The organism is uncultured Algoriphagus sp. (assembly GCF_963974835.1).
Taxonomy (GTDB): Bacteria; Bacteroidota; Bacteroidia; order Cytophagales; family Cyclobacteriaceae; genus Algoriphagus.
Genome location: NZ_CAXBET010000002.1, coordinates 68,875 through 94,084 on the forward strand (window position 1 = coordinate 68,875; position 25,210 = coordinate 94,084).

Here is a 25,210-nt window from a genome sequence, read left to right on the forward strand (position 1 = left end):
TTGATTGGTTTTTTATTTATCATTCCCGTAAGATTTGTCATGAAAATGATATCTGGCATCGTCTGTTGCTTTTACCAATTTACTTTGGGTGTCAATTACCATTACAGGCGGAGCAGTGTCAGTTCCAGTTAAAGCGGTCCATTCAGGTAGTTCATCGCCATTTGGATTTCCTGTTTTGATGAAATTTGCAAAGTAATTCATAAAGGTTTTTGAAACGTTATAATCATCAGCTGTCCAGGCAAAGACATCCACAAGCGGAAGATTACCCATGGCATATTCGATTTCGCAGGCATGAGGAGCACCTATGGGTTCTGGTGCTTTTGGTCCACCTTCTACCACTCCTCCTGCTAGGCCAGTGGTCAAATTTGAATCTTTCAATGGTGGACGAAGCTTACTGTATAAATATCTATACACTGGCTGATCTGAGTTCTTGGCATGTAGATCTAGCCATTTCCAAGTGGAATATGCAATGAATCTATCGGCAGCCAGATTAGTCGCTGAGTGTTCCACTTCCTTAGCATCAGCATGCGGATGCAAACTCAAAACTTCTTCGTAATCATTAGGATAAGTTTCCTTCACTTTGGCAATAAATGCTTCTGGAGTATAAGGTTGACCCTGCATAAATGCCATACCTGGAATCTCTGCAGAATTCCATCCGGCAAGAAGTGGCACCATGGATTGCTCTTTAGCTTCGAATATCTCAGGAAGTGTTTTTGGAAGAAAATAGCCATCTAAAACTACCGGGAAACCAAAGCGTTTGGATTCATTGTAGATCTCATAAATCTCCTTTGTAGAAAGTGCACGTAGCTCTTTTATGCTACTATATCCAGCTTTGGAAGCGAATTCTGCACCTTGTTTCTCAGCTTCGGGCAAGGGTAAAGGTGCCAAAGTTGGATTGATTCCTGCGCCGCTTTCACCGATTGCACCTGCAATTAGATCTTTGGAAATGGGAGAAGCCATCTGATAACTTACTGAAATAGAGCCTGCTGACTCACCTGCGATGGTCACCTTTTTAGGATCTCCACCAAAGGCTTCAATATTCTCCTGAACCCATTTCAAAGAGGCTTGTTGATCCAACAGCCCATAATTTCCGGAAGAATTATAGCTTGATTCTGCACTTAAGTCAGGATGAGCAAAGAAGCCAAAAATATTCAATCTGTAATTTACAGTCACTACGACTATACCTTTTTGAGCCATTGCTTCACCATTGTAGCGTGGCTCAGATCCGTCACCAGCTACAAATCCTCCTCCGTAGAAGTATACCAAAACCGGTAAACCCTCTGTCTTTCTATCAGCAGGTGTCCATACATTAAGATATAGGCAATCTTCGCTAATGCCGTCAGACTTAAAATCCATATCTCCGAAGACAGGTGCTTGAACTGCTCGTGCACCAAATTTCTTGGTTTCCTTTACACCATTCCAATTGTCCAATGGCTGAGGCGCTTTCCATCGTAATTCATTCACAGGAGGCTTGGCAAATGGAATCCCAAAGTATTTTTGTATACCTGTTTTGGTATCGTATGACCCAGATATAATTCCGTTTTTGATTTTTGCTTGCACTTTAAATGAATTGTTGGTCTGCGCGTTAATTGAGATAGATATTCCAATACAGAATATCAACGTGAAAATCTGGACTGTTAAAAGGTAAGGTTTCATGGGATAAAATTATTGTTTCTTTGTGAAACAATAGTAAATGCTTATTTTTAAAATTCCTATTTCTAATATCAGTATTTCATAGTTTTGTATATGCTTTTACCCAAGGAAGGATATCTTCCAAATATCTCTTATGACTCAGTTATTTTCGGTTTTTCCGGAGAAAAGCTGAAAATTTTGGTTTTGGAATACCATAACATGAAGACTTTTGCCCTGCCAGGAGGTTTTGTGAGAGAAAATGAACCATTAGATGAATCAGTAAAGCGTGGGCTTTCGGAGCGCACTGGCTTGGACGAGATATATTTAGAGCAGTTTCACACGTTTGGATCCATGGAGCGTTTTAATCCAGAGATCATGAGAAGAATTTTAGAAGAACAGGGGCATTTTGTCGAGGATCATTGGGTATTGGGAAGATTTATTACAGTGGGTTACTATGCTTTGATCAATTATGAAAATGTAGTCCCGAAGCCGGATGAACTTTCAGACTCTATCGAGTGGTATGATTTTGATAAGCTTCCTCCGCTGATGATGGATCACAACGAAATTGTGAAAAAGGCACTTGAACATCTTCGGTCAAATTTGGACCATAAACTACTGAGCTTCAATTTGCTTCCCGAGCGCTTCACGATGAAGGATTTGCAACAGGTATATGAAGCAATTTTGGGAGAAGAACAAAACAGGGCAAATTTTCAGCGGAAAATGCTCAGTTTGAATATATTGGAAAGACACGAAAAGCTATTTTCAGGAGGTTCACACAAAGCTCCTTTCCTTTATAGCTTTAAGAGTTCTGCTGTAAAAGTGTAATTCAAAAGAATGGCAATATTTGGAGCCCCATTAAATGGCTAACCGATTTTTATCCCGTATTTCCCTAATAGACCAGGCAATCCATCCAAATCGAAATAAGCACCTTTGATTCGGTTAAGCTCCGGGTTTATGCTAAAATTCATGGTATTTCGGAAATCAGCTTTTTCAAGAATACTTTGATCAAATGTTGCTCCGCTGAGATCAGAACCTTGGAAGTCCGCACCGCTGAGATCAGCCTATGTGAAATCCGCTTCTGTCAATTTACACCTTAAAAACTTCGAATTTTTGATCTTAAGATTGTAAAAGCTACAATAAGCCATCTGACTGTCTTTAAAAGTAAATTCCAACAAAAATGGATTGCTGGAATGAAAGTGTATCCCTAACATTTTGCAACCATCAAATTTTACCTGTCGAAAAGGGACATCCGGAACTTTGATATTACTGAGATCACAATTTTTGAAAGTGCAATTTTCAAAACTAAAGCCTTTTAGGTTTAGGTCTGAAAATATGCACTGTTCGAAGACGCAGAGCTCGTATTCTGCTGCTTCTAAAGCTTCGTTGGTGAAATCTATATTTTTGAAATGCTGCTCAGTTTGATAAGACATGTGGAAAATAATTTCTAGTGCTGCTACTTTAAGTGAGCAATTTTAAGAAATTATTCCTAGTAACAAGCTTTTCCCCAGCTATGCGATTGTTTCATCGTTTTGATTTACATAAAAAATATATACATACTATCCGAAAGAGTTGTAGTTTTTAAAATGGAGCAAACTGATCATTTTTTGTCTTCGGACTTTATTTTACCTTCTTCATCAAAGGTGAAAGTTTCACTTTTCCCTCCGTCCATCTTGAATTCCAGTTCATAGTAGGTGATGTTATTTTCCTTATATCGCTTTTTCACTAGAATGCTATCTGGACTGAGTCCGTTGGTGTTTTCTATCACTTCAACAAGTTTCTGCGGCATGTTAATGGAATCAGTAAGTTCTATAACCACAGGAACCCTACTTCCATCGGCCAGCTCGGTGACAGAATCACTTTCTATTTCAGTATCTTCCATTATGACTTCCTGATCTACTTCCAGTACTTCTGTGCTATTATTCTCTTTGCAAGAAATCAATGCAAAACCTATAAGGGATGATAAAATAATTGGATGAATTTTCATAAATGTATTTCTTCTTTAATTAGGTAGGTTATTACGTAAAAATGCAACTCCTCTTGATGAGAAGTTGCAAATTTCGACCCAAACGAATAGCATGCGTGAATGCAGCTATTTTTGATATATGGGCACATTTTTACAGATATGAGCTTAAATTTATATTAGCTTTTGCTCAAATCGGGCAATTATTTCCTCGATTTCTATATTGGCTTTATTGTACAGATATCACTTGCCAAATCGTATTTCCGCTGTCGTCATTTACAAGCAAGGAACCATCGGGTAAAACAGACACATCCACCGGTCGACCATATACTTCAGATTTTTCTGAATCTGAAACAAAGCCTGTCATGAAATCCTCTGTATCACCAGTCGGCTTTCCTCCTTCGAATGGGACGAAAAGCACTTTATAGCCGCTTAGCTCTTTTCTATTCCATGATCCATGCTGTCCTATAAAGGCCCCATTTTTATATTTTGCAGGAAATAAATCTCCGTCATAAAAAGTCAACCCTAAAGAAGCCGTATGACTTCCGACGGGCACATCAGGGACAATGGCCTCGGACACTAGATCCATGCCTTGGCCTTCCATTCGCGGATCTGCGATTTGTCCATAATAAGAGTATGGCCAGCCATAAAATCCGCCTTTTTTCACACTGGTGATATAATCTGGTACCAGTTCATTGCCTAGATTATCCCGCTCATTTACTGCTGTCCAAAGTTCTTTAGTCGCCGGATTCCAAGACATTCCTACAGGATTTCTTAGGCCACTACCATAAATAATTTCACCTGTTCCATCAGGATTTACTTCCAAAATGTTTGCTCTTCTTATTTCTTCTTCCATCCCATGCTCAGCTACATTGCTGGCAGATCCTACAGAAATATAGATTTTTGAATTATCCTCATTCGCAATGAGGTTTCTTGTCCAGTGATTATTATAGCCTCCTGCTGGAAGCTCAACGATAAGCTTGCCTTCACCCTCTAATTTGGTTTGTCCAGCTTTGTAAGGAAATTGATAAAGCCCGTCAGTATTTGCTACATAGAATGAATCTCCAATGATTAACATTCCATAAGGCTGATTCAGGTCTTCCTTGAAAACTTCCCTAATTTCATATTTTCCATCCTGATCTTTATCCTGAAAAATTGTGATGCGATTTGCACTTTTTTTTGTGTTACTTTCTACCACAAACACGTCACCGTTAGATCCCACATAGGTTGCACGGGGATTATCCAGATCTTCTGCAAATTTCTGTACCATAAATCCAGCAGGAACGACGGGCATTTTATCATCTGGCCATCCAATTACCTTACTTTGGTTTGAGGTCGCCTCAGTAGCGTATGGAGGAGGCAGGACTAATTCACCTAATGCCGTTTGGACAGTGTCTGGTTGTTGTTCGGATAGTTCCTCCTTTTCAGATTTGGAAATTTTATCTTGGCAAGAAGCTAGGCTGATCGCTGCTATAACTGCTATGCAGGGTGTATTCAATCTCATAGTTTGTGCTGGTTTAATTATTGTTAGTTGCTACAATGTGCCAGCCAAAGAATTTTTAGAACCAAAATCGCTGATTGCAGGGAGTATGCGAGGGTTATGAGAAAATTAAAGGGCACTTAAATCTGGCTAGAAATTTTTGTCGTGGTGATTTTTTCCCAAGACGTAGACTATGGATGGTTTGAATCAACTCAATTTTTCAAGTGCTTTTTCGATGTCAACACCTTTGCCTAATACCTCAACAAATAATTTAGGATGTTTTTTGATTCGCTCTTTCATACTGAATATTGTGAATTCGTCCTTGTCTAATTTGGAAGTAACTTCTTCCCAAAGCAATGGAGTGGAGACAGTTGCCAAAGGTTTGGGACGTACGCAGTAGGGGGCAGCAAGCGTCTGACCTTCCCGATTTTGTAAGTAATCCAGGTAGAGTTTTCCCTTTCGATCTTTTATCTTACGCTCCATGGAAGTCAAATCGGGTAGCCGCTCATGGACGATCACGCATAATAGCTTGCAGAAATTCCTCGCTTCCTCATAGGTATATTTCGCTCCCATTGGAATGTAAATATGAAGTCCACTTGAACCGGAAGTTTTGCAATAGCCTTTTACTTTTATCTCATCCAGCAGGTCTTTGAATGCTAGGGCCACTTCTACCACTTGCGAGAAACTGTTTTTCTCTGATGGATCTAGATCGATGACTATGTAGTCAGGCTTGTCTATGGAGTCGATTCTAGAGTTCCAAGGATTAAGCTCAATGCAGCCAAGATTGGCTAGATAGATAAGTGTTTCCTCATTTTGGCAAAGTAAATAGGACACATCTTTATTGCTGGACTCGGCATGAATATCTATAGTTTTGATCCAGTCAGGCACATGATCTGGCGTATCTTTCTGATAAAAGCCTGGTTGGTTAATTGCATTTGGATGGCGGTGCAGGTTTTCTGGACGATCTTTAAGAAAGGGCAAAATGGACTCTGATATCATTAAATAGTAATCAATAAGATCATATTTGGTAATTCCATCCTTCGGCCAAAGTTGCTTTTCGAGATTAGTGATTGCTACTTGCCGTCCATTGATGTCCAGACTTTCTTTGGAGTTTTTACTTTTAGAATCCGTATTTCCATTACCGCCGTCTACTTTCAGTTCGTTTGGAAATTTATCCTGACGAAGTGTTTTAAATACGGGATGTCTCAGCCGTTTTTCATCGGTCCATTCTGCAAAGCTTACTTCTGCGATCAGTACCGGGGAAATCCAGGTAGGCTTCCTTCTTTTTAAATCAATTTTATCCTGAAAGGGAGATTTCTTTTGTTCAATTTTATTGAATTCTGAGATCATTTCCCGCTGCTGTTTGACAGAGAATCCAGTTCCGCAGTTACCTATGTAGCGTAATTTGTCCTGATCATACATTCCCAAAATCAATGATCCGAACGGTCTACTTTCGGACTGTGTATAGCCGCAAATGATGGTTTCTATGGTATCAACAGGTTTAATTTTTAACCAATTATTTGATCTTGAAGAAGGTATATAACTCGAATCTGCTTTTTTTGAAACGATTCCTTCAAATCCTTTATTCACTATCTTCTTGTAAAAAGCTTTGCCATTGCCTATAACATGCTCAGAAAATTCAACATGCGGAATATTTGTCAGCAATTCCTTAAGTAGTTCTTTTCTATCTGTAAGGGGAAGATGTGTGAGGCTATGATCATCAAGAAAAAGTAGGTCAAAAACCATGTATTTTAAATCTCCCTTGGGCTCCTTTTCATAATGCTGAAGCCATTGAAATTGAGGAATTCCCTTTTTATTCAAACTGACAACTTCGCCATCCAAGATGGCACTGTGAGGGATCGTTTCTAAACTCTCCAAAATTTCCGGGAATTTTGCTTCGTAGGAAATTCCGTTTCTGGAATAACCCGCAACAGAGAAATCATGAATGTGTGAGATCATGCGGTAGCCATCCCATTTGATTTCATGTATCCAGTTCTTAGAATTACTCAATGCATCGACTTTTCCGTTTTCGGCGAGCATAGGGGAGATAGGCGTGGCCAAATCCACCTGATGGTAATTTTTTTCAGCTTTGCCATTAGGCACAGGTGTAAGATGCAGATTTGCATCATAATCCAAGTCAGTGGCAAAATCATCCCTTTTCTTGATGAGCAACCACTGTGGCTTTTTGCCTTCCGTCTTTGTTCTTACCAAGGCAAAATCCCCCCGAATTTTGGCGCCAAAAAAAGTAAGTTTCATATCTCCTGAATCAAACATTTTCGGCAATGCATCTTTAGAAGTTGCCTGAAATGTTCCCGAATCCCAGATTTCCATTTCTCCTGCACCGTAGTTCCCTTTCGGGATGGTGCCTTCGAAATTCAAATATTTCATCGGGTGATCTTCCGTCTGCACTGCCAGCCGTTTGTCTTTTGGATTTAGCGATGGGCCTTTCGGTACAGCCCAGCTTTTGAGTACGCCGTCTATTTCCAGTCTCAGATCAAAGTGCAAATGACTCGCATCGTGTCGCTGAATAACAAATCGGGATTGTCCTTTCGACCTCTCTTGTTTACCTTTTGGTTCGCTGGTTTTACTAAAATCCCTCTTTTTATTATACTCCTCCAGTGCCATTAGGACGCTTTTTTACGTTTTTCCAAGCTTGCCTTTAATTGAGCCATTAAATCTTTAGACGGAGTCGCTTCAGTTTTCATTTTTTTGACAACTGATTTTTTCCCTTTGGATTTGGACTCAATCACTTTCATCAGCTGATCATTATACGTGTCTTTATAAGCTTGTAAGTCAAATTTCTCTGTGTATTGCTTGATGAGAGACTCAGCCATTTCCAGTTCTTTTTTTGAAACTTTAGTACTTGTCAGTTTGACTTCCGAAGGATCTCTTATTTCTTCGGAGAAGCGTATGACGTGAACGACGAGTACATTTTGATAAACTCCGATCAGGGCAAGATTTTCTTTTTGGCGCATGACGAACGTGGCGAGCCCCAGCTTTTTGGATTTTTTCAGACTATCTCGAAGTAAGTTGTAAGATTTTCCACCATCCTTCTGAGGTTCCAAATAGTAAGGCTTTTTGAAAAGTAGGTCAGAAACTTCTGTTTCTTCGACGAATGCCTCTATCTCAAGCGTACTGCTTTTTTTGACATTTGCTATCTCAAAATCCTCATCATCCAAAATGATGTATTTATCATCCTTTTTATAGCCCTTAACGATATCCTTCCATTCTACCTCTTTTCCTGTATTTTCATTGACACGCTGATATCTTATGCGTGCATGATCACTGCTGTCCAGCATGTCCAGGTCTATGCGTCTATCCTCGGAGGCAGAATACATTTTGATAGGAATATTAACAAGTCCGAAGCTGATAGAGCCGTTCCAAAGAGATTTCATAGTTAGTCGATTTTGAAATCAACAGGCTCAATTTTTATTCCACGGAACTTCATTTAGCTCAATACTAAGCTAAGAACAGGTGTAAAAGCTCTGTTTTATGGATAGGATGGTTTTAAAAAATAAGGTCGGTTATTTATTGCTTTTCACTGTGCTCTCTGCTGCTCAAATTGGGTAAAAAAAACCTCTCAAAATTTTTGAGCTAAACTTCAATTCCTTCTATATCATGCTATTAACTAGGTCTTTTAAAATGGTAAAAATTTTGATCCTAAATCGAAGCGTTCTTTTTCTATTTATGTCTAAAGGTGTGATAGTTTTTACTCGATATGAATTTTGAATTACATGCCAGCAAGAATCTGATCTACTAATAAATATAGCCATGATAACAACCGCCAAAAACTCAGAAAAAAGAGTTTCAACAGTTTCCGAATTAACTAAAAGTGTGGATGCGATCCACTGGTTTCTATTCCATGAGCAGCATCTCATCGAGCAATTTATTTCCTCAAATAAATTATCTGGAGTTACTCAAATTAGAGTTGGGATAAATTGTAATGAGGCAAGTACTAAAAAAGGGAAGTCCTGGTATAATTGGCTTATACCAACGCTAGGTCAGCATTTTAAGCTCAAGCTATGTTTTGATAATCATACAAAATCTGAAATTGAATCAGATGAAAGTAACGAAAGTAAAAAATCATTATCAGAGGTGGTCGAATGCTTTGTACATTATCATGGCCAATATTTCGATGAAATTGAATTGCATAAAGATCCACGCCAACGCATGAATAGCTCGGACAAAATCAATAATATTTTTTCTGATGAGCTTGTTTTTGCTGCAACTTGGGCAAAATATCTTGGTAAAAAAGTTAGCCTAGCAAACGTCCATCTGGAAGATTACGAATGGGTTTCCAAGTTGACCAATTGCTACATAGTAGAAAAAATAGAAGTTTCGGGACTTAATCTGAATATGGATCGATCTCTACAGAATTGATTATTATTGAGAAGGTATAATGTCAAAAATGAAAGCTCTGATAGTTAAAATATCAGAGCTTTTTTAGTGAAAGCAGTAATAGATCTGTTTTTTCATCTTTCTAATCTCTCGGAGGAGTGATCATAATATGCGCTCTATGAGTACCTGGATCCATGATCCACGGCATTCCGGGTGCACTTGGTTTCAAAGGTAGACCGGTAGTTTCCGCAGTTGCCCAAGGTAAGTACACCACATATCTTAAATATGAATCCGAAATATCTCCTGTTTCTTTATTAAAATTTTCATCTTCTGCACTTAATACAAATAGGGTAGCACCCTCTTTTGGCATTTTCAGCTTCCCACTTTTTGCTTCAGTTTCTCTCGTATCAAAAATCTCCTGAAAATCTTTACCCTCTTTCTTTAACTCTCTTCCTCTTTGCATAAATGGCTCCAGATCTGCCGCATAGCAGGAAACGCTGAAGCCTTTCCCGTTAGGATCATCAGCCATACAGATCATCTCGTTTGTTCCTTGCCTTAGCTCGACTAGTTCACCATTTTCATCGTAACCCAGTACTTTTGCGCCGTCCTGCTTTTCTTCAGGAGCTGCCAGCAGGGCAGTTTTAATTTGAACTTCTTTGGATGATACTACCGCATCTTGGGAGAAAGCTGGGCTGGTAGCCAATCCTATTAAAAATATACTTATTGAGATTTTCATGGTCTTTTAGGGTTAGTGAGAAGTAATTTAACCTTTATTGAGAACGTTGGCAACATGTATAGGAAACATCTAATATTCAATGGTTTTGTCCAAAACAAATTGTCGCATAGCTTCTCCTTCTTTGAGAGAATATTGCATTTGGCGCATTTTATTAGTTTTTACCCATTGGGTTCCTTCCTTTTCATAGATCGGAAATCTCCTTACCAGTTTAGTTTCTACTATTGCCATATCACCACCTCCTTGATATCCTTGCTCTTGCTCTGGAGTCAGCGGTGGAATAGTCACTCTGCTCATTGAAAGCAGGTTGTTCACGGAAAAGCCAATGGCAAATTCTTCAGGAATAGAATCGTAACTGTTAAAAAATAAAATTACTTCAGGCGATCCATCCGAGTTCATGTCTTCAGCTTCTGCTTTAAGTAAGACACCGGCGATTTCTATCGTCTGCGGTTCGCCATCACTCTGGAGGCCAGATGTAGCTAGCCTTACTGAGTTAATCGGTTTTTGATTGTTGGCTGAAACTGTAAAAGTAATCCCTTGCAAAGTGATTTCTTGGTCAAATTTTAAGCTATTGTCTATAGCTGATGCAGACTCAGCTATAGAGCCATTGGAATCCTGAGAATCTTCCTTCATTTCATTTTCAGTATCTGAATTTCTTGAAGGGGAGCAAGCACTAGTCAAAAGGCCCGCTGCTAGAATTAAAATATAAAAGTTATTATTCATGATGTATTTGATTAAGCATACTGCATGACGGTTAAATAATGGGGACGTTCTGATAGTTTACATTTCTATCTCAAAGCTCTGGCCTTTTTCTAAATCCAGATCCATTTCAGACCCATCATAGTACACCATGACTTTTCCGTTGTTTCCGGCCGAAATTCTGTAAAATTTCAACTGACCTTCTTCCCAACTCATATCTATTGTATAGTCTCCTCTAGCTTTCAAACCGGAGACGCTACCATTTTTCCATGCCTTTGGCAAAGCTGGTAAGAGCCTGATCATGCCTGATTCATGTGACTGAACCAACATCTCTGCCACACCAGCCGTGTAGCCAAAATTTCCATCAATTTGAAAAGGCGGATGACTGTCAAATAAATTTGGATAAAGTGATTGGGAAAGCAACTTCTGGATGTGCTCGTGAGCCATCTCCCCATCCTGCAATCTCGCTGAGAAATTGATCAGCCAAGCTCTTGACCATCCAGTGCCAGCTCCGCCATTAGCCAGTCGGTATTCTAGTGTCTTTCTGACTGCGGCAAAAGCTTCCGGGGTTTCACTTTTGGTAATTGCATCTCCGGGATGAAAGGCATACAAATGGGACATATGTCTATGGCCAGGTTCATCTTCTTCATAAGGCTGATCCCATTCCAAAATTCTTCCATCCTCAGCTATTTTAACTCCTGGACGAAGGTTTTCTAATTGCGCTGCTACTTTCTCCTGAAGTGGCGTTTGTTTGCCAAGGATTTCAGAAGCTTTCAAATAATTATTGAAAACATCCGCAATAATCTGTTGATCCATCGCAGCTCCCATAGTGGCAGCTACTTTTTCTCCTTTTGCATTGATAAATTGATTTTCCGGTGATGTGGAAGGAGAGGATACAAGGGATCCGTCTTCTGGATATTCTACCAGCCAATCCGAGTAAAAAGCTGATATCGCTTCCAATGCTGGAAAAGCTCGCTCTTCCAGGAATTTATGATCCTGAGTAAATAAATAATGATCCCAATAATGCCTGCCTATCCATCCCCCAGCACCTATCAAACTTCCCCAATAGGCTGTGGCAGCTCGCAAAAATGCTACTTGCCACAAGTCAGTGGTATGAGGGACCATAGACCCGTTCATGTCAAAATTCTCTCGGGCGGCAAGCTTACCATTCTCGATTACACCGTCTATAAAATCAAAAAGTGGCTGATTTAATTCGCTTAAATTGGTCACATCTGCCGGCCAATAATTCATCTGAAGATTGATATTTACATGGTAATCGGCGTTCCATGGCGCGGCAATATGGTTGTTCCAAATTCCTTGAAGGTTTGCTGGATTCGTTCCTGGGCGGCTGGAAGAAATCAATAAATACCTACCGTAATCGAAAAGTATTTTCTCAAGATGCAAGTCAGTGGCTCCATCTTTTACACGCTCTATTCTTTTATCCGTTGGTATATTGTCCGGCTCTATAGATCCCAAGTCTAGCTTCATCCGCTCAAACCAAGTTGCATATTCTTTCTCATGAGAGTGGAGGATTTCACCCCAGCTTTTCAACTGAATTGATTCTAATTGTCTAGCTGCTTCGGCTACGTAATCTTCATGGTAAAATGAAGTTTCAGAGACCAGTTTGAGAGTAAATTCTTGTACACCCGATACAATTAAAGTAGAATCAGAGGTGGAGATTTCTCCTGATTGGTTTTGCGCAAAAAGCAAGGTTTGGAATTCCACACCATTTAAAATCTCAATAGGCTTGGAATCCAAATGACCACCCCTCTGTGTGATCTTGCCAGACATTTCGAGTTGGCTCTGATTCAACGCAATTGTTTTTGCTGTCGCAAAACCATTGTCTTCAGGACGGTTCATGGTGATTTTGCCGTTAAAGCCCTTTGGATGATCAGTCTTAAATCTTATGATCAAGGCATCATCTGGTGCAGAGGCAATTACCTCTTGGCTTATCTCATATCCTTCACTTTTGAACTGCGTGAGAACTGTTGCTGTCTCCAGGTTTAGACTTCTTCTGTAATTAGTGGTTTCTGACCAATCAAAATCAAACCATAGGTCCCCCATAGTTTGGTGAGATCTAGTCACTTCTTTTCTGGAGAATTTTAATACCAAAAGTGAATCGGCCTTTTTGTTTTCGCCAGCCAATAGATAAGTTCTGATTTGATCTAAATCGGCTCTTTTTCCCTCAGCAAGTCCCCAATCATCATATCCACCGGGCCAGAGCGAATCCTCGTTAAGCTGTAAATGTTCCTTTCCGGGTAAGCCCATTACAATAGCTCCGAGATGACCATTTCCTACGGGTAAACCTTCTTCCCATTCTACTGCAGGTTGGTTATACCAAAGAATTGGAGAGGATTGGGAATAGCTTAAGTTATATAGGCAAAGCGTGATTAGGACACTTAGGAAGAACTTTTTCATGATATTTTGGGTCAAAAAATAAGATTACGATAAATCTTTGACCTCCCCAACCTAAAACGTTCTAAAATTCCGGTGCTGTAGTAAATACGGTGAGAATGAGCGTCCTATTTTATAGTCATTTTAATAACATACTCCAAAGATACTGGGTAAGCAATTGACTCTATTTTTCCTCGTTCTCCAATACACTTGGAACTTTCCATTTCACTGACCCAACCGCGCGGTTATTTGCAACATCCACAGCTTTTGCAGATCGTCTTTTTTCATAAATCATGGCAAACGTCATGATCAAACTGGTACCAATAATTACAAATAGCAAAATCCCCGGTTCGAATCCAGCTACCTCGGCTTCTTCAGGAATAGCATAAAAGAGCAAAACTGTGATCAATCCTCTTGGAGCAATAAAAGCTTGGGGGATAATGTCCTTACCTTCAAAAATCAAAAGCAAGACGATCCGAATTCCATAAATGGACAGAATCAGCATACTACTGATCAATGCTACTTGGGTGTTAAAAAGTGAAGTGATAGCGATAGTAAGGCCGAAAATCACGAAGAAAAGTGTCCGAACCACAAATGCTGTCTCTCCTGTAATGGTATGCAGCTCATGATAAATCTGATGCGCTTTGTCATAATCCAGCAAACGAGAAAGTTTCCGTCCTTTGAAAAACAACTTCATATTGGCAATTACTAGCCCAAAAATCAATATTATAATCAGTGACGATAAATGCATTTTTTTGCCTAGTGCGTAAAGCAAAAGCAAAACTGCGATCATTAGAAAGAGTTTAACGTTGCTTTTAATCTTCTGGAAAACCAAAATAATCGCATAGCTGGCTATCAAAGAAATGGTGATAGTCAGAAGGAAATTCCCCCCAAAGCCAACCAACCCTGAGTCTTCAGCAGGATTTAATTTTCCGGTGAGAAAGTAAAAAAGCATAATGCCCAGAATATCGGAAAACGTGCTTTCATAGATATGGAATTCTCTTTTTTTGCCCCGCAATCCGGCAACACTCGGGATGATAATTGCACTCGACAGGATTGACAAAGGCGTTGCGTACAGCCAAGCTGATTGCATGGACATATCAGGAATAAAATAATAAAGTATGCTTGCTGCTGCCCAAGTAGAAAGTCCAAGTCCGATCAGTGCAATAGCAAGAGATTTAAGAATTGGCACCAGCTTTTCACGTTTGAGCTCCAGTTCGAGAGCAGCTTCCAATACAATCATGATCAATCCTACTATACCAAGAACCTCAAGTATCGGAAAGAAATCAATGGTGACAGAGGTCAAATACTGTAAAACGTATTGCAAAATCACCCCTAATGCTATTAGCATTAATACCGCAGGAATGTTGGTTTTTTTAGACAAACCATTAAAGAGGAAAGAAAGAATAATGATCACTGAAAACTCAATGATCAGGTTATATGAGGAGATGATTTCCATTAGGCATCAAAATTTTCTGTGGAATTGGTCATGACGTTGTGGCCATGCAAATAGTTTATAAAGTCTTCATGTTTTGCGCCTTTCACAAGCGTATAGTGCATCAGGAAGATGTTTTTATTAGGGAGTTCTTTCACATTTACAGGTTTACCCAAGGCTATAATGGGATGATTGAAAACCAAATCCAAAATCCCTTCCTTGCCAAGGTCTGTGCGTAAATAAAGTGCCCGTTGCAGCACGTTAGTCTGATTGGAAATTAGCGTAAATCCAGTTTTATCGAAGAAATTGTACCAAACCCAGCGTTCTCCTTGGTCTGTGCCAAGTACCATTCCCAGACTCCCTATTCGATTAATTCTCCCATGGATTTTTCCAGCTTTCACTAAGGTATCTGTCACCACCATAGGACTGGCGCGGATGAATAAGCCACTGATGTAGTTACCCAGTTGTTTGTATCCAAATCCGGCAACCAATAAAATGATTAATCCATGAGTCATTGGGTCTAAAGCGATAAAACCTCCAATGATAACAAGCCATGCTACTGGCTTATAAAACAGCCTTATCTTATTTATTAAAGCTAAATATTGATCGTTAATCCGTCTTTTTTTCAGATATCGAGTGAATCCGAAAAAAAACAGGAATAGGAAAAAGTAAACCGCAAAGACGATTAGGATCAATATGTAAAGATCATTCCAGTTATTCATATCGTTTAGACAAGTAGTTCACGGTATTTCAAAATAGAATAAAGATCCTGCCTGACGGTGTTTTTCACTATTAAGTAACCATTTGGGTCTCTATCTAAAACGCCAATATTTAATAGTTTTCTAATTGCTGGTTTATACTCAGATTCGAACCGGTCAGTAAATAGATTTTTCAATTCAAGATCACTGCTGTATCCAAAAAGCAAGCAATTTTTTAAAATCAACAGTTCTGTTGTAGATAGAAAATCGTTGAGATGAATTTCTTTTTCTGAAAATTGAATAGAGCCATCTTCCTGCACATCTGTGCAGAAAATCCATGCCTGTAATACTGCGCCGACATTGTAATCAAACTTTTTCGTTAGCCAGCTTATCTTTTTTCTGATTTGCTCTTCAGTCATTATTTTGCCTTCCTTTTCAAACAGGGCGCGATGAGATGCACCGTGGCGAAGCAAAACAGCCCTGTAGATTTCGTCAGTGGAGGAAATATTCGTGTCAAGAATATTTGTGAATGTTTGGGAAAATGGAATTCTACAGTCTAAATGTAATCGAAGAGAATTATTCATACCGACGATCACAAAGGCTTTGGATGCGCTTAAACTTATAAAGTCCAACAAAGCGGTGACATTAGAAATTAGAGATCGCTCTGAATCTCTCCATAAGTGAAGATCATCCAATATCAATATTGGTTTTGAATTGCTGATGGACCTTCGTACAAAGCTTAAGACTTCTTCCAAATTTCTACCCATTTTGAGCTTTCTGCCCTCTATGCTAATCTCATTTCCGGGTACTAGGTAATGGGCATCATTTGACTTGAATTTGTGCGTGGCAAATTCCATCAAAGTGGATTTACCACTTAGCGGATCACCCACTACTGCAATAGATCGGCTCTGACCTTTTTTCCAATAGCCTATGATTTTTTCCAACATTTCTTCCTGACGGGTTCGCTTGACCAGAAATAGATCTCCGATGAAATTTTTGTTTAAGAACAAGGAGTGATAATGGTCTGGGATCTCTTTCTCGTTTCTTGTTTCCAGTATCTCCAAAGCTATTTCTAACTTTTGATGCGGAGTCTTTTCCTGAACATCTTTTACTTGCTTTCCAACATTTTTAAAAACCTGGGCTAGCTTTGTTGATAAACTTCTGAAGTTACCGGTTTTGTGGCTGGATAACATCGAAAAATTAGTCTGTAAAGGAACCTTGAGGTATTCATCTTCATTGTAGATGACAGTGACTTTAAATTTTTGGGCAAGCTTCTCTTCTATATGACGAGCTGCATCTTCACTTTGGGAAATCGTATTTTTCTGCTCTTGATTGATAGAGTTCAGAGAAGCAAATTCCCCATGAAAAGAGTTTAGACGCTGGGTTTTCTTAGCTACCTGCAAACTGCTTTTGATTTGCGAAGCTACATTCAGGAGATGTGAAAAATTGGCTTCCTGACCATCCCATAAATCAGAGAGGTAGGGGAGGATTTCATAATCCAACCACTTTTCAGCAGATTTTTTGAAATCTATCTTTTTCAAAACCAAGTAGCCGTCTCTGGTAGCAACTGGAACTGAAAGCGAAGAAAGCTTATCTACAGAGTCCTCTAAATCACGGATGGTGGTTTCTGGCCGGATATTCTGGCTGATTCCGGATGTAATCAGATCATCAAATAACTTGATCGTATCATTGAGTTGTTCTATTTCACTGATTTTTTCTAAACCTTGGAGACAGAGGTTGACCTTGCTCGCAAACAGAGCATTGGTTTTTTGCACATCAGTTCTCATTTGGAGCACCATTTCGCTTATCAACTGATATTGCGCTATGGTTTTTTTGAGTGCCTTATGAGTCAGATCAATATCTTTGAACTGACTAAATATGGTTTGAAATTGGGAATGATAGGTTTTCCAGGGATTAGAATAATGCTTTACTGCATCAAGTTTACGCTTTAGAACTTCCGGTTTTTCCAAAATGCTTTTCCGCTCTACCTGAAAGTATTTAAGTGTTTTTTCTGATTCAGTTTGAAGTAAGTCCTTCGTTTCCTCAAAATGATCCAGCACTTTTCCCTCCGAAGTTAGATTCTCCAGGGAGCGAAGCTTAGCAATGCTCAGTTGCAATAAACTATCTCTTATAAGTAGTATGATGGATTTGAATCTATCAGGATACGAGAAATGAAGCAAAAAATGGTCAGGATCAGTTAATTCTATATCGTCTCCTTTAATTGCTTGGCAAGCTTCTCCAGCTTTGCAATATGTTTCCAGTAAAACTCTAGCATGGTCTAGAAGGTAAGAATAGAGTTCATCCGGGGAATTTTGCGTAGCTAGTCCAGCATTGAATTGGTGGAATTCCTGAAGTACAGGTTCCATCAATTCACCTTCGTTTACTTCGAATTCTTGTGTGGAAGGACTGTTTTCGTTCATAGATGCTGAAAATGGAAGTCTAGGAAAAAGAAAAATGAGTTATAAAACCCAAGTTGATTTTTGTTCTAGCGAAAGTTTAAGTTAAATGGTTTAATCAAGTATTAAACCGATAGGGAAATGATAAATTATAAAAATTTTGACAGATACTCATTAAAATCTCTACCATTCCAGTCTTTTTGGTAGTAGTCTTATTCTGAAATATTGGATTGGTTTCTTAAAAACTCACGGAATTCGTTTGTGTTAAAATTGCTCATTCCTTCCTGATAGAAAACGATTTTTCCTGCTGGATTTACGACTAATGTAGTTGGAATTGATTGGCTTTGAAGACTTTGATTTAATCCATAACTCGCATGGGCTGTAGGGAAAGTCCAGCTTTTTCCTTCTAAGAAATCAGTGCTTTTTTCGATGTCGTTATCGATGCCAATAAGAAGAAATTCTAAATCAGGTTCATTTTGGACTGATTTATACAATTCTGAAATATGGGGCATTTCTGCTCGACAAGGTCCGCACCAGGAAGCCCATATATTTATAAATAAGGTTTTGCCTCGGTAGCTTTCCAGATTAAGCTGCTTTTGGTCAAAGGTTTGAAACTTCCCTCTATAATCGAATTGCTTATCTGTCAGATCTGGAACCTCGAGTTTTGGTTTGATCAATCCGGTGGAAAGTAAAACTGACTGGATACCACCGATGATAACCGGCAGAAGCCCCGTGAAATATAAAAATGCAACCATACTGAGCATAATCCCCCAGCTCTTGATTTCTTTTTTCCAATCCATTATTTGAGTCCAAAGTCCAATGTACCAAGTCCAAAGAGGGAGCACATTTAACTCTTTTAAGTTTTAATTAAGAATGATTTTGCGAAGTACGAAATACGATTTACGGTAGAACCACTTGATTTGACGAAATTTTTCAATTTTAAAATCTTCCAATTTTACAATCTTAAAATCAGACTCTTAGTGACAACCCTCACATTACACACTTTTTGTCTCCAAAAGGAGGTTTAACTTGCAGCACAAATTAAGATTAGAATTTCCATTCACATATGAATTACGAAGTACAAATAGCCGCAGAACTCCAAATCAAACCCCATCAAGTAAATGCTACGGTGCAGTTACTGGACGAAGGCGGAACGGTTCCATTTATTTCCCGATATAGAAAAGAAGCAACTGGTGAGCTGGATGAGGTGCAAGTAGCTGCTATTCGTGACCGGGTGTTACAGTTGAGAGAGCTGGCAAAGCGAAAAGAAGCTGTGCTTAAGTCGATTGAAGAGCAAGGAAAATTGACTGATGAATTGAAAAGTAAAGTGGAGGCAGCGGAGACTATGTCAAAGCTCGAAGATATCTATTTGCCTTATAAGCCTAAGCGTAGAACAAAGGCAACCATTGCCAGAGAAAAGGGCTTGGAGCCACTTGCTGAGCAGATTTTTGAGCAAAAATCTATTGATCTGTATGCTGAAGCAGAGAAGTTTGTGGATGCCTCTAAGGAAGTAAACAATACAGAGGAGGCTTTGCAGGGTGCCCGCGATATAATGGCAGAGTGGATCAATGAAAAGGCTGAATTAAGGGAGAAAATGCGTAAGCTGTTTTTGGAAGAGGGAGTTTTCTCTTCGAAGGTTTTGCCAGGAAAAGAGCAGGAAGCCATAAAATATAAGGACTACTTCGAATGGTCTGAACCGATAAAATCGGCTCCATCTCACCGCGTTTTGGCGATGAGAAGAGGAGAGAAAGAATTGTTTTTAATGTTGGATTCTGTTCCTGAAGAGGCTTCGGCTATCTATCAGATGGAAAAGATGATTTTGGAGGACGCCTCCAATTCTTCTGTGGATCAAGTGAAGCTAGCGATCAAAGATTGCTACAGAAGATTGCTTAAGCCAAGCATGGAAACTGAAGTTCGATTGCTTACCAAACGTAAAGCTGATGAGGAAGCAATCAAGGTATTTACTGAGAATCTTCGTCAGCTGCTTCTAGGAGCACCTTTGGGAGAAAAGTCTGTGATGGCAATTGACCCGGGTTTCCGAACAGGCTGTAAATTGGTATGCCTAGGACCACAAGGCCAATTCTTACACTATGAAGCTATTTTTCCTCATGAAGCTAATCGCAGAAGTCAGGAAGCTGCGATGAATGTAAAAGGTTTGGTGGAGAAATATGGGATAGAAGCAATTGCTATTGGTAATGGAACTGCTGGGCGTGAGACAGAAGCTTTTATAAAAGGGCTGGGTCTTTCAAAATCTGTGATCGTAACCATGGTGAACGAATCAGGAGCATCCATTTATTCTGCCTCAGATGTAGCACGTGAGGAATTTCCAGATCTGGATTTGACTGTGCGAGGCGCAGTTTCTATCGGGAGGAGACTCATGGATCCTTTGGCGGAGTTAGTGAAAATCGATCCTAAATCCATAGGCGTGGGTCAGTACCAGCATGACGTAGATCAGAATGCCTTGAAGAATGCATTGGATGATACCGTGATGTCTGCTGTAAATGGAGTAGGAGTGGAAGTGAATCTTGCTTCCAGGCAACTGTTGACCTACGTTTCTGGCTTGGGCCCAACTTTGGCTCAGAATATTGTTGAATTCAGAAATGAGAATGGGCCATTCAAAAGTCGCGCACAATTGAAGAAAGTGCCAAGATTAGGAGATAAAGCATTTGAGCAGGCAGCTGGATTCTTGAGAATTAGCAAGGCAAAGCATCCGCTGGATTCTTCCGCAGTTCACCCGGAGCGCTATGCTTTGGTGGAGCAAATGGCTAAAGATGTGAATGCCTCGGTGTCAGATTTGATGAGTTCGGAGGATTTGAGAAATCGGATTTCCCTAAAGAAGTACGTTTCTGAAACGGTTGGTCTGCCTACGCTTCAGGATATTTTGGAGGAACTTGCAAAGCCTGGAAGAGATCCCCGTGAGACATTCGAAGTTTTTGCTTTTGAGGAATCAGTGAATAGCATGTCTGACCTGAAAGTAGGAATGAAGCTACCCGGCGTAGTGACCAATATTACGGCTTTTGGGGCTTTTGTGGATGTGGGAGTTCATCAGGATGGATTGGTTCATTTGAGTCATCTTGCTGATCGTTTTGTGAAAGACCCAAATGAAATCGTCTCCGTTAATCAAAAAGTGCAAGTGACTGTGATGGAAGTTGATATTCCTAGAAAGCGAGTTGGGCTGAGTATGAAATCAGATCCATTTGCGGAGCGAGGGAAAAAGATGGAAAAAAAGCCTGCTGCCAAACCTCAACGTCAGGAACAGGAAGGCTCTATGGCTGATAAACTGGCTGCACTGAAAGGGAAGTTTGGAGGTTGATGGTTTAAACGGCGAATTGTAAAAGAATTTGAAAAGAACCCTGAGATGAAAGTCTCGGGGTTTTATGGTTAAGGATTTTGTCGAAGTGAAACTACAATTCCCAATTTACCTTCGCCCGAAAGCGAACAAAAATGTTCGAATCTTTTTAAGAGAAATTGATTAAACCCTTTTAATTTGGCTTTATACGCATATTATTTCTGGTTTGATCTTGGATAAATGAGGCATAACCTGACTCTTTTATACTTTAAAACCTATGTGGAAAATATACTCTAAAATTGCCTGGAGAAATCTCAAAAAAGGCAAGCGTGTCACACTGATCAATATTTTCGGCCTGACTTTAGGAATCACCGCTGCTTTCTTGCTTTTCAAAGTTGTTAGTTATGAGCTGAGCTATGATAATTTCCAATCCAACTCGGATAGAATTTACAGGGTAGTCACTCAGGATGAGTATTCTGACGGAATCAGCCATAATCCAGGTGTGTCTCCTCCGATGCCAGAAGCGCTCAAAAGTGATTTGTCAGGAATAGATGCTCTTGTGCCGGTAGTTAATTCTTCTGTTTTTGTAACTATAGAAGATGCAGTTACTGCCACTGGAGAGAATAATTTCATAGTGGAAGATGCTTTCTTTACTACTGCAGATTATTCTTCGCTGTTTGATGTGGAAGTTTTAGCGGGGAATTTAAATTCCCTTAATGACCCAGGAAAAGTAGTCCTGACAGAGACAGAAGCGAAGAAGCTTTTTGGGACTTGGGAAAATGCATTCGGAAAATCTGTGCTTTTGTCAAAACGTGTTGAAGCCTCAGTGGGAGGTATCGTTGCTGATATTCCTGATAATAGTAATTTCAGATTTGACATGCTAGTGTCCTACAAGACCATGCAGAGTAATGAGGAAGTTTTTGATATCAATTTCGATTCATGGGGAAGTTTTGGCAGTAATTTTCAGGTGTATTTAAAACTTCCTGAAGCTGAAAATCCGGAACAGGTTAACCAGCAATTAATAGCTTTCGCGGAAAAGAACTATAAAGATCGAGGAACCTCCAAAAAGTCATTTTTTCTGCAGGCGATGAATGATATTCACTTTGATACTCGCTTTGATCCGATCAGTGGGGAAATGATTCGCAAAGGAACTATATATACTTTGGGGATCATTGGGATTTTTATCCTGATCATGGCATCGATTAACTTTGTAAATCTTTCCACAGCCCAAGCCATTGGGAAAAGTAAGGAGGTAGGAATACGCAAAGTTATGGGCGGAAGTAGAGGGCAAGTTGTCCTCCAATCCTTTGGAGAGACTTTTATAGTGGTGTTGATCTCTGCGGTTATTTCCACCTTGGCTGCCACTATTTTACTTCCTTACCTCAGTAAAGTTGCTGAAGTTCCAGAATCTATTCCATTGATTACTCCTACATTCCTTTTGTTTTCTATAGGAATAATTTTCGGAGTTACGCTTTTGTCAGGGCTTTATCCAGCACTTATACTTTCTGGCTTTCAGCCTATACAGGCATTGAAAAACAAGATTCAGGTAGCACAGATCGGTGGTATATCACTAAGAAGGAGTTTGGTTGTGATGCAGTTTGTAATAGCTCAGGTGCTGATGATTGCTACGGTGATTGCGGTAAAGCAGATGACGGAGATTCAGAATGCAGATCTCGGATTTTCAAAGGAAGCAATATACTATTTTGATCTTCCATCTGACGAGACTAGAGATAGTAGATTGGATGTGCTTAAACAGCGTTTGGAGGCTAATTCGAAAATTAAAAGTGTGAGTATGTCAAGTGATGTTCCTTCTTCAGATAACAATTGGGGCTCGAATTTTTGGTTTGATGATAAAAGTGAAGATTTGCCATTTATGACTTCTCTGAAATATGGTGACGCAGATTATTTTGAGAATTATGGGCTTCAGTTTGCCGCAGGTAATGGTTTCTCTGAAAGTGATACATTAAAAGAAGCCGTGATCAATGAAACCATGGCCAAAAGACTGAATATATCCGATCCTGAAGAAGCTATTGGAAAAACAATCACTATCGGTGGTGGAGGACTCTGGATGACGATTACAGGTGTTGTAAAAGACTTTGCCCAAAATTCCTTGAGAGAAGAAGTTAAACCTTTTATTATCGCTACTCGGAAGGAGTTATACTATGTGGTAGGCGTGAAGCTGGATGCTTCTGCCGGTCAGGAGACACTTTCAAGCATAGAAGAAGAATTCAAAAATATATATCCAGATGCTATCTACTCAGGTCAGTTCTTGGATGAGACGATTGCGAATTTTTACCGTAGGGAAAATCAACTTTCACTAGTCTATAAAATTTTCGCAGTGCTTTCGATAGTTATCTCTTCCATAGGTTTGTATGGTTTGATTTCTTTCTTGGTAGGGCAAAAGCTAAAGGAAATAGGAATCAGAAAAGTACTTGGAGCTTCGGCTACTCAGATCACGTTCTTGCTTTCAAAAGAATTTATTTATCTCGTGCTTATTGCATTTGTGATCGCTGTGCCTCTGGGTTATTACCTCACGGATCAGTGGCTGCAGAATTTCTCCTATAAAACTTCCGTTCCAATAGGTTTATATGTTTTGGTCATTCTGATTTCTCTGCTAATTACTGCGGCCACAGTGGGATACAGAGCAGTGAAGGCTGCCTTGGGCAATCCCGTGGATAGTTTAGCGGATGAATAAAAAAAAGAGGAGCGATCGCTCCTCTTTTTTTTACCCTAACACCTCCGCCGTAATCTCCAGCGATCTTAACCGTTTTTCAGGATCGTAGATATTTGATGAGACCATTAATTCGTCCACTTCTACCTGTCTGAAGAAGCTTTCGAATTGTGGTTTAAGTGAATCTTTGGTTCCGATAAAAGTACAGGCCATCATATTCTGAATTGCTGCGGCTTCGGGTTCCGACCAGATTCCTTCCATGCTTTTTACCGGTTTTTTCATCGGATAGGATCTGCCTCGAATAATCCCTAAGGCTGTTTGGTAAAAGGAAGTAGCCAAATAATGTGCTTCTTCATCAGTGTCTGCTGCGATGACATTTACACAGGAGATGAAGTATGGACTTAATAAAGTTTCAGAAGGCTGGAAATTTTCACGGTAATACTTCGAAGCATTGATTAGATAGCCCGGAGCAAAGTGACTTGCGAAAGCATAGGGAAGTCCTTTTTGCGAAGCTAATACTGCACTACTCATGCTTGATCCAAGTAGATAGATAGGAATATCAAGTCCCTCGGCAGGAAAAGCCCTCACTTTTGAGTCTATATTATCCTCAGAGAAATATCGGCGAAGATCATCCAAATCACTTGGGAATTCCTGAACAGATTCATGTCTGCCTCGTCTTAGGGCCGAAGCCGTAGTTTGATCCGTACCCGGAGCTCTGCCTAGTCCCAGGTCGATTCGGTTTGGGTATAGTGTTGCCAAAGTTCCAAATTGCTCAGCGATGATTAGTGGGCTGTGATTTGGTAACATAATTCCTCCAGAGCCTAGACGGATCTTCGACGTACCGTTTGCCAGATAGCCAATTAAAATCTGGGGTGAAGAACTGCCGACATTAGCCATGTTGTGATGCTCGGCAAGCCACATTCTGGTATAGCCAAGTTTCTCGGCGTGCTGGGCAAGTTGTAAACTTCTTCGATATGCATCATTGGCATCAAAATCCTCTCGGATAATAGCAAGATCAAGAATAGAATAGGGTAAGTTCGTTTTCAAAACAGGTGATTTCTTGTAGTTACTAGTCAAATAGAATTTTCAACAGGAAAGTTTCTTATTGACATTTTTTCATGTTTCCGAAATACTCAACTTGTGAATTTTCAGCCTCATATAGTTTTGGTTATCAGGATAGTTACTCGATAATCAAATCCCTATTTCGCTATTAAAAGGAATTCATGGCTTGGCTAGCTTATTGAGGTGTAAGTATTTATATTTAGTTCAATAACTCTAAACCCAATGTTTGATTAATTAGCTTCTGGTTGATTCCTTCAAACAATTCTTTTAACCAAAAAAAACAATATTATGAATTCTATTATCAAATCTGAGAATGAGTGTATTGTCGCATGCGAACAATGCATAGAAGCTTGTACAAATTGTATTGACTCATGTAGTAACCGACCTGGAATGCAGGATTGTGTTAAATACTGTGAACGATGT

General features: G+C 39.7%; 17 protein-coding genes. 4 read left to right on the forward strand and 13 right to left on the reverse strand.

Annotation, left to right across the window (positions count from 1 at the left end):
- Nucleotides 1–12: 12 nt before the first annotated feature.
- Nucleotides 13–1,656, reverse strand: coding sequence for a carboxylesterase family protein (locus AACZ73_RS06425; RefSeq protein ID WP_339876459.1), 1,644 nt, complete (start codon nucleotides 1,654–1,656; stop codon nucleotides 13–15).
- A 90-nt stretch (nucleotides 1,657–1,746) separates the two neighbouring features.
- On the opposite strand from AACZ73_RS06425, the gene AACZ73_RS06430 reads away from it, so the two are divergent.
- Nucleotides 1,747–2,457 (forward strand): NUDIX domain-containing protein, encoded by a 711-nt coding sequence (locus tag AACZ73_RS06430; RefSeq protein WP_339876461.1) that lies wholly within the window; start codon nucleotides 1,747–1,749, stop codon nucleotides 2,455–2,457.
- A 772-nt stretch (nucleotides 2,458–3,229) separates the two neighbouring features.
- Here the strand turns inward: AACZ73_RS06430 and AACZ73_RS06435 are convergent.
- From AACZ73_RS06435 to AACZ73_RS06450, 4 genes are all read right to left on the reverse strand, one after another.
- Nucleotides 3,230–3,616: a hypothetical protein gene (locus AACZ73_RS06435; RefSeq protein WP_339876463.1), complete on the reverse strand. Its 387-nt coding sequence runs from the start codon at nucleotides 3,614–3,616 to the stop codon at nucleotides 3,230–3,232.
- Nucleotides 3,617–3,821: 205 nt separating this feature from the next.
- Complete coding sequence (locus AACZ73_RS06440; protein ID WP_339876465.1) at nucleotides 3,822–5,096, reverse strand: sorbosone dehydrogenase family protein; 1,275 nt, start codon at nucleotides 5,094–5,096, stop codon at nucleotides 3,822–3,824.
- Between the two features lie 183 nt (nucleotides 5,097–5,279).
- Nucleotides 5,280–7,697, reverse strand: coding sequence for a DNA ligase D (gene ligD, locus AACZ73_RS06445; RefSeq protein WP_339876467.1), 2,418 nt, complete (start codon nucleotides 7,695–7,697; stop codon nucleotides 5,280–5,282).
- Nucleotides 7,697–8,467, reverse strand: a complete 771-nt coding sequence (locus tag AACZ73_RS06450) for a Ku protein (RefSeq protein WP_339876469.1) — start codon at nucleotides 8,465–8,467, stop codon at nucleotides 7,697–7,699. The genes ligD and AACZ73_RS06450 overlap by 1 nt, the downstream gene beginning before the upstream one ends.
- 376 nt (nucleotides 8,468–8,843) lie before the next feature.
- On the opposite strand from AACZ73_RS06450, the gene AACZ73_RS06455 reads away from it, so the two are divergent.
- Complete coding sequence (locus AACZ73_RS06455; protein ID WP_339876471.1) at nucleotides 8,844–9,452, forward strand: hypothetical protein; 609 nt, start codon at nucleotides 8,844–8,846, stop codon at nucleotides 9,450–9,452.
- Nucleotides 9,453–9,552: 100 nt separating this feature from the next.
- Here AACZ73_RS06455 and AACZ73_RS06460 read toward each other — a convergent pair whose 3' ends face one another.
- From AACZ73_RS06460 to AACZ73_RS06490, 7 genes are all read right to left on the reverse strand, one after another.
- A complete protein-coding gene (locus tag AACZ73_RS06460; RefSeq protein ID WP_339876472.1) occupies nucleotides 9,553–10,146 on the reverse strand; it encodes a hypothetical protein in 594 nt (197 codons plus the stop codon).
- Between the two features lie 69 nt (nucleotides 10,147–10,215).
- A complete protein-coding gene (locus AACZ73_RS06465) occupies nucleotides 10,216–10,866 on the reverse strand; it encodes a hypothetical protein (protein WP_339876474.1) in 651 nt (216 codons plus the stop codon).
- Between the two features lie 57 nt (nucleotides 10,867–10,923).
- Complete coding sequence (locus AACZ73_RS06470; RefSeq protein WP_339876476.1) at nucleotides 10,924–13,260, reverse strand: glycoside hydrolase family 95 protein; 2,337 nt, start codon at nucleotides 13,258–13,260, stop codon at nucleotides 10,924–10,926.
- 160 nt (nucleotides 13,261–13,420) lie between these two features.
- Complete coding sequence (locus tag AACZ73_RS06475) at nucleotides 13,421–14,695, reverse strand: cation:proton antiporter (RefSeq protein ID WP_339876477.1); 1,275 nt, start codon at nucleotides 14,693–14,695, stop codon at nucleotides 13,421–13,423.
- Nucleotides 14,695–15,393 (reverse strand): hypothetical protein, encoded by a 699-nt coding sequence (locus AACZ73_RS06480; RefSeq protein ID WP_339876478.1) that lies wholly within the window; start codon nucleotides 15,391–15,393, stop codon nucleotides 14,695–14,697. The genes AACZ73_RS06475 and AACZ73_RS06480 overlap by 1 nt, the downstream gene beginning before the upstream one ends.
- Nucleotides 15,394–15,398: 5 nt before the next feature.
- Nucleotides 15,399–17,789 carry a hypothetical protein gene (locus tag AACZ73_RS06485; RefSeq protein WP_339876479.1) on the reverse strand — a complete coding sequence of 797 codons (2,391 nt, stop codon included), beginning with the start codon at nucleotides 17,787–17,789 and terminating at the stop codon, nucleotides 15,399–15,401.
- Between the two features lie 188 nt (nucleotides 17,790–17,977).
- Entirely contained in the window at nucleotides 17,978–18,565 is a 588-nt protein-coding gene (locus tag AACZ73_RS06490) for a TlpA disulfide reductase family protein (RefSeq protein ID WP_339876481.1), read from the reverse strand.
- 266 nt (nucleotides 18,566–18,831) lie between these two features.
- On the opposite strand from AACZ73_RS06490, the gene AACZ73_RS06495 reads away from it, so the two are divergent.
- Together AACZ73_RS06495 and AACZ73_RS06500 are read left to right on the forward strand one after the other, a co-directional pair.
- On the forward strand, nucleotides 18,832–21,078 hold the full coding sequence (locus AACZ73_RS06495; protein ID WP_339876483.1) for a Tex family protein: 2,247 nt from the start codon (nucleotides 18,832–18,834) through the stop codon (nucleotides 21,076–21,078).
- 253 nt (nucleotides 21,079–21,331) lie between these two features.
- Complete coding sequence (locus AACZ73_RS06500; protein ID WP_339876485.1) at nucleotides 21,332–23,749, forward strand: ABC transporter permease; 2,418 nt, start codon at nucleotides 21,332–21,334, stop codon at nucleotides 23,747–23,749.
- A 30-nt stretch (nucleotides 23,750–23,779) separates the two neighbouring features.
- Here AACZ73_RS06500 and AACZ73_RS06505 read toward each other — a convergent pair whose 3' ends face one another.
- Complete coding sequence (locus AACZ73_RS06505; protein WP_339876487.1) at nucleotides 23,780–24,772, reverse strand: LLM class flavin-dependent oxidoreductase; 993 nt, start codon at nucleotides 24,770–24,772, stop codon at nucleotides 23,780–23,782.
- Nucleotides 24,773–25,210: the final 438 nt, after the last annotated feature.